The organism is Sphingobium xenophagum NBRC 107872, from assembly GCF_000367345.1.
Taxonomy (GTDB): Bacteria; Pseudomonadota; Alphaproteobacteria; order Sphingomonadales; family Sphingomonadaceae; genus Sphingobium; species Sphingobium xenophagum.
In genome coordinates, this window is sequence record NZ_BARE01000086.1 from 1 (window position 1) to 8,774 (window position 8,774).

Sequence of the window (8,774 nt, forward strand, 5' to 3'; positions counted from 1 at the left end):
CCTGGTCATGTTCGTGATGATCGACCGCCTCTCGAGCTTCTACAATAATCTCAACATGCTCTACATGACGCTCATGATGGCATCGCCGATGGTGGTGATGATGATCGTCGCGATGCCCGACATGTTTCCGTCCAGGCGTCTCAATATGCTGCTGCTCCTCGGATCGGCGGTCGCCTTCTTCGGGAGCTTCGGACTCATCCGGACCCAGACGACGATCGACGATACCGCCTTTCTGCGCTCGATGATTCCGCATCATTCGGGTGCCATCCTGATGTGCGAGCAGGCCTCGCTGTCCGATGCCGAGATCCTCAAATTGTGCGGTGAGATCATCCGGTCGCAGACGGCGGAAATCGACCAGATGAAATCGATTCTCGCGAGAAAATGACCCGGCCTTTCCAATTGGCGTCTGCCGGCTGCCGGCGCTCCGGCGGCGTTGAACGATACGCGTCCTGATTGCCGGCACAGCGCGCGGATCGGGCACGTCGACATTCGTCATGATGGATCGGGATACCGAACATGCCCGCGACAATGCAAAACGGCTCCTTCGCCGGCGTACGCTTCGCAAGCAGTTGGTCGGGGCGCACGATCTCTTCGGAGAGCCGGCATGGGAAATGCTGATCGATCTCTTCATTCACGAATGCGAGCGCAAGCCGCTTTCGATCAGCGCCGTGTGCGTGACGGCCGGATTGCCGATGAGCAGTGCGCTTCGGCTGATCCAGAAACTGTGCGACGCCGGGCTTGTCTCGCGCATCCCCGACCCGGTCGACGGACGCCGATGCTACATCCGGCTGGATCCCCCGCTCATGCAGCGGCTGCGAGCCTATTTCAGCGCGGGCGATCTTTAGGCCGGGGCCATTGCCCGGGCCACCCCGAGGTGACCCGGACCTTTCTCACTTATGCCGGCTGCATATCATAGCCGGCCGCGCGGATCGCCTCGACGAATTTGGCGCGGTCGTGGCTGCTCTCGATCGTAACCCGGCGCGCCGGAATATCGGGCACCACGCGGGCGTCGGCATCGATGCTGTGGATGGCCTTCGTGACCGACCGCGCGCAACCGCCGCACGTCATGCCGGGAATGTCGAATTGGATCATCTTGGAACCTCCGGTTTCTGCTGATGATCCGGATATGGGGTTTCCAACGATGGCAAGGTCAATGGGTCGGACGCGCGTTTTTTACCGCTTGACCTTCCCATCGTTGGAAACCCCACATTCTGTCTCAACGAATGAAACCGGAGAATTTTCGATGTCCGATGTGATGGAGTTGAAACAGAGCACGGGTGGCGATGCGCCCGCCGCGGAGCAAGAGAAACTGAGCGTTGCGGTCGCCGGGATGACCTGCGCCTCATGCGTCGGGCATATCGAAAAGGCGATCGGCAAGCTCCCCGCGGTCGCCGGCGTCAGCGTCAATCTCGCGACCGAACGCGCCGATGTGACCTTTGCGGGCACGCCCGATCCGCTGGCGGTGGTGCAGGCAATCGAAGAGGCCGGTTATGCGGTGCCCGAAATCGAGGTCGAGCTCGGGGTCGAGGGCATGACCTGCGCCTCGTGCGTCGGCCATGTCGAAAAGGCGCTGAGGGCGGTTCCCGGCGTTGCCGCCGCAAGCGTCAATCTCGCGACCGAACGCGCCAGCATCCGGTATCGCAGCGGGCTTGTCGCGCCGGCGGATCTCGAAGCCGCGATCCGCCGCGCCGGCTATACGCCGCGCCGGCTCGAAGCCGATGCCGCCGCGCCCGACCGCGAGGCCGCGGCGCGCGAGGCCGAACTCACGGGCCTTCGTCGCTCGCTGCAACTTGCCGCGGTGCTGGCGCTGCCGGTGTTTCTGCTCGAAATGGGATCGCACCTCGTGCCGGCCGTGCATGATTTTGTCATGGCCACGATTGGCATGCAGACGAGCTGGCTGATCCAGTTCGCGCTGACGACGCTGGTGCTGTTCGGTCCCGGCCTGCGCTTTTTCCGGAAGGGCATTCCCGCGATCCTGCGCGGGACGCCCGACATGAACTCGCTCGTCGCACTCGGAACCAGCGCCGCCTGGGGTTACTCGCTCGTTGCGACCTTCACCCCCGGCGTGCTTCCTCCCGGCACCGCCAATGTCTATTATGAAGCGGCGGCGGTAATCGTCGCGCTGATCCTGCTCGGCCGCTATCTGGAAGCCAAGGCCAAGGGGCGGACGTCCGAAGCGATCAAGCGGCTTATCGGATTGCAGGCCAAGACCGCACGCGTCATACGCGACGGGGCGGTTGTCGACGTCGCGCTCGCCGACGTCGTCAGCGGGGATATCGTCGACGTGCGTCCCGGCGAGCGCGTACCGGTCGATGGCGAGGTCGTCGACGGCCAGTCCTGGGTCGATGAAGCGATGATCACCGGCGAGCCCGTGCCGGTCGCCAAGGCTGCGGGCGCCGAGGTTGTCGGCGGCACGATCAACACGACCGGTGCCTTTACCTTCCGCGCGACCAAGGTCGGTGCCGACACATTGCTCGCGCAGATTATCCGGATGGTCGAGCAGGCGCAGGGTTCGAAGCTCCCCATCCAGGCGATGGTCGACAAGGTGACCGCCTGGTTCGTCCCCGCGGTGATGGGAATCGCCGCGCTGACCTTCCTGATCTGGCTCGTCTTCGGGCCCGACCCGGCGCTGACCTTCGCGCTGATCAACGCCGTCGCGGTACTGATCATCGCTTGCCCGTGCGCGATGGGGCTCGCCACGCCGACGTCGATCATGGTCGGCACCGGGCGCGCCGCCGAACTCGGTGTGCTGTTCCGCAAGGGCGAGGCCCTGCAAACGCTGCGCGATGTTCGCGTCGTGGCGCTCGACAAGACCGGCACCCTCACCAAGGGCCGCCCCGAACTGACCGACCTCGAACCAGCGAGCGAATTCGAATATGATGAGGTGCTGGCACTCGTCGCGAGCGTCGAGACCCGGTCCGAGCATCCGATCGCCGAAGCGATCGTCGCGGCGGCGAAGGCGCGGAACCTGATCCTGGCATCGCCCACCACGTTCGAGGCTACGCCCGGTTATGGCGTGTCGGCGCGGGTCGGCGAGCATGATGTCGAGGTCGGCGCCGACCGCTTCATGACGAAGCTCGGGCATGATGTATCGGCCTTCGCTGCGAAGGCGGCCGAACTCGGCGCGCTTGGCCGGTCGCCGCTCTACGCTGCGATCGATGGCAAGCTCGCGGCAGTGATCGCGGTCGCCGACCCGATCAAGGATACGACGCCGGAGGCGATCCGCGCGCTCCACAATCTCGGTCTGAAGGTCGCAATGATCACCGGCGACAATCAGGCGACCGCCGATGCCGTCGCGCGCACGCTCGGGATCGACGAAGTGGTGGGCGAAGTGCTTCCGGGCGGAAAGGTCGATGCGCTCCACCGGCTGCGCGCGGGCGGGCGCAAGGTCGCCTTCGTCGGCGACGGCATCAACGACGCACCCGCGCTCGCCGAGGCCGATGTCGGCCTCGCGATCGGCACCGGCACCGATGTCGCGATCGAATCCGCCGACGTCGTGCTGATGTCGGGTGACCTGCGCGGCGTGGTCAACGCGATCGCGCTGTCGAAGGCGACCATCCGCAACATCCAGGAGAATCTGTTCTGGGCGTTCGGCTATAATGCCGCGCTGATCCCGGTCGCCGCGGGCGCGCTCTATCCGCTGAACGGCACGCTGCTTTCGCCGATCTTCGCGGCGGGCGCGATGGCGCTGTCGAGCGTCTTCGTGCTAAGCAATGCGCTGCGTCTCAAGGCCTTCCGGCCTGTGATCGCGTCCGACAGAAGCACGGGAGGAACGCCAGCATGAATATCGGCCAGGCTTCCAGAATGTCGGGCGTCTCGACCAAGATGATCCGATATTATGAGCAAACGGGCCTCATCCCCAAGGCCGCGCGCCATGACTCGGGGTACCGCGATTATGACGAGGCCGACGTGCACCGGCTGCGCTTCGTTCGCCGCGCGCGCGATCTCGGTTTCACCGTCGAGCAGATCGGCGGACTGCTCGGGCTATGGTCCGACCGGAGCCGCGCCAGCGCCGACGTCAAGGCGTTCGCGCTGGAGCATATCGAACGGCTCCGGGAAAAAATGGCCGAGATCGAAGCCATGGTTCGCACCCTCGAGACGCTGGCCGATCATTGCCACGGCGACGACCGCCCCGATTGCCCGATTATCGAGGGGCTGGCGGAGGGCGATGGCGCGCCCGCGGCGGTCGAGCCGCGCGCGCCGCGACGCTTCGGCACGGCTGGCGAGCAGCTCGCGCGGCGGCCGGTCGCCGGTTCGCGCGTGCGCGGGCACTGAGATGATCGGCGCCCGAAAAATGCGAGCCGCTGCGGCGAACATGAGGGATGGCGCCTTGGCATGCGTATCAATAGATGCGCGGGGTCAAGCCGGAAGGCTTGGCCCGGGCGCACGGACAAGAGCGATGAGCAAGACCAGGCATAATTTTCCATCCCTGCCGCATGTCCGCGCCGTCATAGTCGCGGATGCGAAGCCATGACGCGGCTGATCGCTTCGCTGCTCGTCGCGCTTGCCTTGTTCGTGTCGCCGCTGGCGACGTCGAACGCCGCGGCCATGGACCAGATGACGAGCTGCGCGTCGATGGGGTCGGCGTCGAGCTGTCCCGAGAAGAGCCGCAGCGAAAAGCCCTGCGCGCCCGCAGCCTGCGTCAACGTCTGTGCATCGGTTTGCTTCTTGCCGGTCCTCGGCGACCGGCCGTATCCGGATGCCGCGGCAAAGGCCATCGGCCTCGCCCTTCACGAGCTTTCGGGCCTGACCCCCGAAGCTGAACCCCGGCCTCCCCGCAAACACTCCGAGACATAGTCCCACACTATTTTTTCGGAGTTTTGACGATGAACATGTTTTTGATGGCGACCGCCCTGACGGTCGCAACCCCTGCGGCCGCCCAAGCGACCGATCCTCATGCCGGCCACGGCGCTTCGGCGCCGATGGACAAGCCGATGCCGGCGCATGACGCGATGATGGCGGACGGCAAGATGAAGCCCGACGCCGACATGATGGAGCGCTGCAAGAAGATGCACGCGGCCATGGTCGCGAAGGCCGACGGCGCCCCCAAAGCGAAATAGCGCCGGTTCCGGGGCGGCATATGCCGCCCCGGACTACTTCTCCCGAATGAAAACGGCACGGTTGCCGCCTCCTTGGCGGTACCCTTTGCGATGCCGTGCAAAGGACAGACAGACATGACACACACAATGGAACGGCGGATGCTGCTCCGCGCCGGCGCCGTCGGCGCCGCGGGCCTCTCGATCGCGGGGCTGTTTCCTGCCTGGGCGCAAAGCGGAACCCCCGGCACCCTTTCCACCCTCCCGACGCTGACCGGCGAGGATATCCACCTCAAGATCGCGCACAGCCGCTTCACCGTCGGCGGCCGCGCAGGCCGGGCAATCACGCTCAACGGCGTATTGCCGGCGCCGCTGGTCCGGCTCCGCGAGGGCCAGAATGTGCGCCTCCATGTCGAAAACACCCTCGACGAGGAAACCTCGATCCACTGGCACGGACTGATCCTGCCCTTCCAGATGGACGGGGTTCCCGGGATCAGCTTTCCCGGGATCAAGGCACGTTCGCTCTTCACCTATGAATTCCCGGTCAAACAAAGCGGGACCTATTGGTATCACAGCCACTCGGGCTTGCAGGAACAGCTCGGCCATTATGGGCCGATCGTGATCGACCCCGCGGGCGCCGACCCGATCGGCTATGACCGTGAGCATGTCGTCGTGCTGTCCGACTGGACCTTCCTCGACCCGCACCAGCTGTTCAACAAGCTCAAGCAGGAAGGCGGCTATTTCAACCGCCAGAAACAGACGCTGTCCGGCCTGATCGCGGGCGGTCCCGGCGAGACGATGAGCGCGTCCGAACGACTCAAATGGGGCAAGATGCGGATGGACCCCGCCGACATCGCCGACATATCGGCGACGACCTACACCTATCTGATCAACGGCCACGGCCCGCAGGAGAATTGGACGGGCCTGTTTCGTCCCGGCGAGCGCGTTCGGCTGCGCATCATCAATGCCTCGTCGATGTCGATCTTCAACATCCGCATCCCGGGGCTCAAGATGAGCGTCGTCGGGACCGACGGGCAGAATGTCCGGCCGGTGGCGGTCGACGAATTCCAGATCGGGACCGCCGAAACCTATGATGTCATCGTCCGCCCCGACGAGGACCGGGCCTACACTTTCGTCGCCGAATCGATCGACCGGTCGGGCATGGGCCGCGCAACGCTGGCACCGCGCCCGGGTATGGTCGCGGCGGTGCCGCCCTTACGCGAGCGACCGACGCTGACCATGAAGGATATGGGCATGGGCGGCATGGACCATGGCGCGCATGGCGCCGCGGCGGGTGCTGCGGCGATGGATCATGGCGCGATGAGCATGCGCGACAAGTCGAAGGTTCCTGACAGCGTCGCGGTCGGGGTCGGAGTCGATGCGATCGCCTTCTCTCCGGTCGACCGCACCGGCGACCCCGGGGTCGGCCTCGACAATGTCGGGCACAAGGTGCTCACCTATCGCGACCTGGTGTCGCTGACGCCCAATCCCGATCCGCGCCCGCCCGCGCGGACGATCGAAATCCACCTGACCGGCAACATGGAACGCTTCATGTGGTCGTTCGACGGCAAGAAGTTCAGCGACGGTGTCGAGCCGATCCGCTTCGAGCGCAACGAGCGCGCGCGCATCACGCTGATCAATCACACGATGATGACGCACCCGATCCACCTGCACGGCCATTTCTTCGAGGTGGTGAATGGTCACACCGGGCGCCAGCCGCTCAAGCACACGATCAATGTGCTTCCCGGCGGCAAGGCGAGTTTCGACCTGACCGCCGATGCCCCGGGCGACTGGGCCTTCCACTGCCATCTGCTGCTTCACATGCACGCGGGGATGTTCCGCGTCGTCACCGTTCGGCCGCATGGAGGAGAAGGCGCATGAAATATCTTTCGATCCTGATGCTCGCCGCACTTCCGGTTCCGGCGCTCGCCGCGCAGGAGACCGGACGTGCCGGACATGCGGGGCATAGCGAGGCCGCTCCCGAAACGCCGCCAGCAATCGATCCGCACGCCGGGCACGTCATGCCGCCCCCGGGCGATCCGCATACGGGGCATGACATGCCCGCCCCTGACGATCCGCACGCCGGTCACGCGATGCCGGGCGACGAAAGGTCCGACCCGCCCGTTGCGGGTCCGTCGGCCGCGGCGCGAAGCGGCCCCGCGCATGCCGCCGACGCCTTTTACGGCGCGGAGGAAATGGCGCGGTCGCGGCGCCTCCTCCTCAAGGAGAATGGTGCGCTCACCGCGGGGCAGATCCTCATCGACAAGCTCGAAACCGCCTTTCGCAAGGGGAATGAAGGTTACGCCTGGGATGCGCAGCTCTGGTACGGCGGCGATCTCGACCGGGTATGGCTGAAGTCGGAAGGCGAGGGCCGCTTCAACGAGGGCGGCCCCGAGGATGTCGAGGTCCAGGCGCTCTACAGCCGCGCGCTCGATCCCTGGTTCAATCTCCAGGCCGGTGTCCGCCACGATTTCCGCGCGGGGCCCGAGCGGACGCATGCCGTGCTCGGCATCCAGGGGCTCGCGCCCTACTGGTTCGAAGTCGACGGCGCGCTTTTCCTCTCGGACAAGGGCGAAGTCACCGCGCGCTTCGAGGCCGAATATGACCAGCGCATCACCCAGAAACTGATCCTGCAACCGACCGTCGAGTTCGAACTGTCGGCGCAGGATGTCCCCGAACTGGGGCTCGGAGCGGGGCTGACCTCGGCCGAGGCGGGGCTGCGGCTGCGCTACCAGATCGTGCCCGAATTCGCGCCCTATGTCGGCGTGACCTACGAACGCGCCTTTGGCGGCACCGCCGATTACGCCCGCGCAGCCGGAGAGAAGGCCGGCGGATGGAATCTCCTTGTCGGCCTGCGCAGCTGGTTCTGAACAACACAGGAAGGAATATCTCATGACATCGAAGAAACTCCGTCTCGTCTTTGCCGCGCTCGCGGTGACCGTGACGACGCCCGCCGCCGCGCAGGCCGCCGGCGAAATGACCGTGCATCGCGACCCAGGCTGCGGTTGCTGCGGGGTCTGGGCGAAGCAGGTCGCGGGGCAACTTGGCCGCAAATACAAGCTGGTCGACAATCCGGCGCGCGCCGTGCTGGTCAAGCGTTCGGGCGTGCCCGACGCGCTGCGATCCTGCCATACCACGATCATCGACGGCGCCGTCGTCGAGGGACATGCGCCCGCCGCTGACATCAAGCGCTTCCTCGCGGCGCGCCCGAAAGGGATGAAGGGCATAGCGGTCGCGGGCATGCCGCTCGGCACTCCCGGCATGGAAGCCCCGGGCCGCAAGCCCGATCGCTATTCGGTCGTGGCGTTCGGCGCCGGGCGGCAGGCCCTGTTCGCGAAACACTGACGATCGCAGGCCGGGGCGGTATCGCGCCGCCCCGGTCCACTCCCGAAGCAGGCGGAGCCAGACCCATGACGACGACCCTTTCCTCCGGCGGTGCCCGCCATCGGCGCCAGAAGGGAAAACGCCTGCGCCTCGGCGGGCTGCTTCTGCTCTTGCTCATGATCCTCCAGGCTGTGCCCGCGCGCGCCGACAGCGCGGCGGTGCAGACGAGCTGGCGGCTGCTCGATTATATCGCGGTCGACTATGCCGGGGCGGTCGCCGACGGAAAAATCGTCAGCGCTCCCGAATATGCCGAAATGGTCGAGTTCGCCGCCGAGGTCGAAAAGCGCGTCGCGGCCCTGCCGCCGAGCGATGCTCGTCCCGCGCTTGTCGGGCGCGCCGCAGCGCTCCGCCGGG

Annotated in this window: 11 protein-coding genes; 9 read left to right on the plus strand and 2 right to left on the minus strand. The window is 65.9% G+C overall.

Annotated elements, in window-relative coordinates:
* Window position 1: 1 nt before the first annotated feature.
* Both SX1_RS21255 and SX1_RS21260 read left to right on the plus strand, forming a co-directional pair.
* A complete protein-coding gene (locus tag SX1_RS21255) occupies window positions 2–385 on the plus strand; it encodes a DUF305 domain-containing protein (protein WP_157410353.1) in 384 nt (127 codons plus the stop codon).
* 109 nt (window positions 386–494) lie between these two features.
* Window positions 495–845, plus strand: coding sequence for a MarR family transcriptional regulator (locus SX1_RS21260; RefSeq protein WP_008831366.1), 351 nt, complete (start codon window positions 495–497; stop codon window positions 843–845).
* 49 nt (window positions 846–894) lie between these two features.
* Here SX1_RS21260 and SX1_RS21265 read toward each other — a convergent pair whose 3' ends face one another.
* Complete coding sequence (locus tag SX1_RS21265) at window positions 895–1,092, minus strand: heavy-metal-associated domain-containing protein (protein ID WP_008831365.1); 198 nt, start codon at window positions 1,090–1,092, stop codon at window positions 895–897.
* A gap of 151 nt (window positions 1,093–1,243) precedes the next feature.
* Here SX1_RS21265 and SX1_RS21270 point away from each other — a divergent pair, with 151 nt between their 5' ends.
* Window positions 1,244–3,784 (plus strand): heavy metal translocating P-type ATPase, encoded by a 2,541-nt coding sequence (locus SX1_RS21270; protein WP_008831364.1) that lies wholly within the window; start codon window positions 1,244–1,246, stop codon window positions 3,782–3,784.
* On the plus strand, window positions 3,781–4,275 hold the full coding sequence (gene cueR, locus SX1_RS23300) for a Cu(I)-responsive transcriptional regulator (protein WP_019054720.1): 495 nt from the start codon (window positions 3,781–3,783) through the stop codon (window positions 4,273–4,275). The genes SX1_RS21270 and cueR overlap by 4 nt, the downstream gene beginning before the upstream one ends.
* A 173-nt stretch (window positions 4,276–4,448) precedes the next feature.
* Here cueR and SX1_RS21280 read toward each other — a convergent pair whose 3' ends face one another.
* A complete protein-coding gene (locus SX1_RS21280) occupies window positions 4,449–4,718 on the minus strand; it encodes a hypothetical protein (RefSeq protein WP_008832339.1) in 270 nt (89 codons plus the stop codon).
* Between the two features lie 123 nt (window positions 4,719–4,841).
* Here SX1_RS21280 and SX1_RS21285 point away from each other — a divergent pair, with 123 nt between their 5' ends.
* The 5 genes from SX1_RS21285 to SX1_RS21305 all read left to right on the plus strand — a co-directional run.
* Window positions 4,842–5,060, plus strand: a complete 219-nt coding sequence (locus SX1_RS21285) for a hypothetical protein (RefSeq protein WP_232307673.1) — start codon at window positions 4,842–4,844, stop codon at window positions 5,058–5,060.
* Window positions 5,061–5,174: 114 nt separating this feature from the next.
* Window positions 5,175–6,917: a copper resistance system multicopper oxidase gene (locus SX1_RS21290; RefSeq protein ID WP_026150028.1), complete on the plus strand. Its 1,743-nt coding sequence runs from the start codon at window positions 5,175–5,177 to the stop codon at window positions 6,915–6,917.
* Window positions 6,914–7,906, plus strand: coding sequence for a copper resistance protein B (locus SX1_RS21295; protein ID WP_019054722.1), 993 nt, complete (start codon window positions 6,914–6,916; stop codon window positions 7,904–7,906). Before SX1_RS21290 ends, SX1_RS21295 begins: the two co-directional genes overlap by 4 nt.
* 22 nt (window positions 7,907–7,928) lie before the next feature.
* Window positions 7,929–8,381, plus strand: a complete 453-nt coding sequence (locus tag SX1_RS21300; protein ID WP_019054723.1) for a DUF411 domain-containing protein — start codon at window positions 7,929–7,931, stop codon at window positions 8,379–8,381.
* 65 nt (window positions 8,382–8,446) lie between these two features.
* Window positions 8,447–8,774: 4-helix bundle domain-containing protein (locus SX1_RS21305; protein ID WP_026150029.1), on the plus strand; the 328-nt coding region annotated here is incomplete at its 3' end.

Coding starts and splice junctions, on each gene's coding strand:
- SX1_RS21260 (WP_008831366.1), top strand. CDS start 495: ATGATGGATCGGGATACCGAACATGCCCGCGACAATGCAAAACGGCTC.
- SX1_RS21265 (WP_008831365.1), bottom strand. CDS start 1,092: ATGATCCAATTCGACATTCCCGGCATGACGTGCGGCGGTTGCGCGCGG.
- SX1_RS21270 (WP_008831364.1), top strand. CDS start 1,244: ATGTCCGATGTGATGGAGTTGAAACAGAGCACGGGTGGCGATGCGCCC.
- cueR (WP_019054720.1), top strand. CDS start 3,781: ATGAATATCGGCCAGGCTTCCAGAATGTCGGGCGTCTCGACCAAGATG.
- SX1_RS21280 (WP_008832339.1), bottom strand. CDS start 4,718: ATGGCCTTTGCCGCGGCATCCGGATACGGCCGGTCGCCGAGGACCGGC.
- SX1_RS21285 (WP_232307673.1), top strand. CDS start 4,842: ATGGCGACCGCCCTGACGGTCGCAACCCCTGCGGCCGCCCAAGCGACC.
- SX1_RS21290 (WP_026150028.1), top strand. CDS start 5,175: ATGACACACACAATGGAACGGCGGATGCTGCTCCGCGCCGGCGCCGTC.
- SX1_RS21295 (WP_019054722.1), top strand. CDS start 6,914: ATGAAATATCTTTCGATCCTGATGCTCGCCGCACTTCCGGTTCCGGCG.
- SX1_RS21300 (WP_019054723.1), top strand. CDS start 7,929: ATGACATCGAAGAAACTCCGTCTCGTCTTTGCCGCGCTCGCGGTGACC.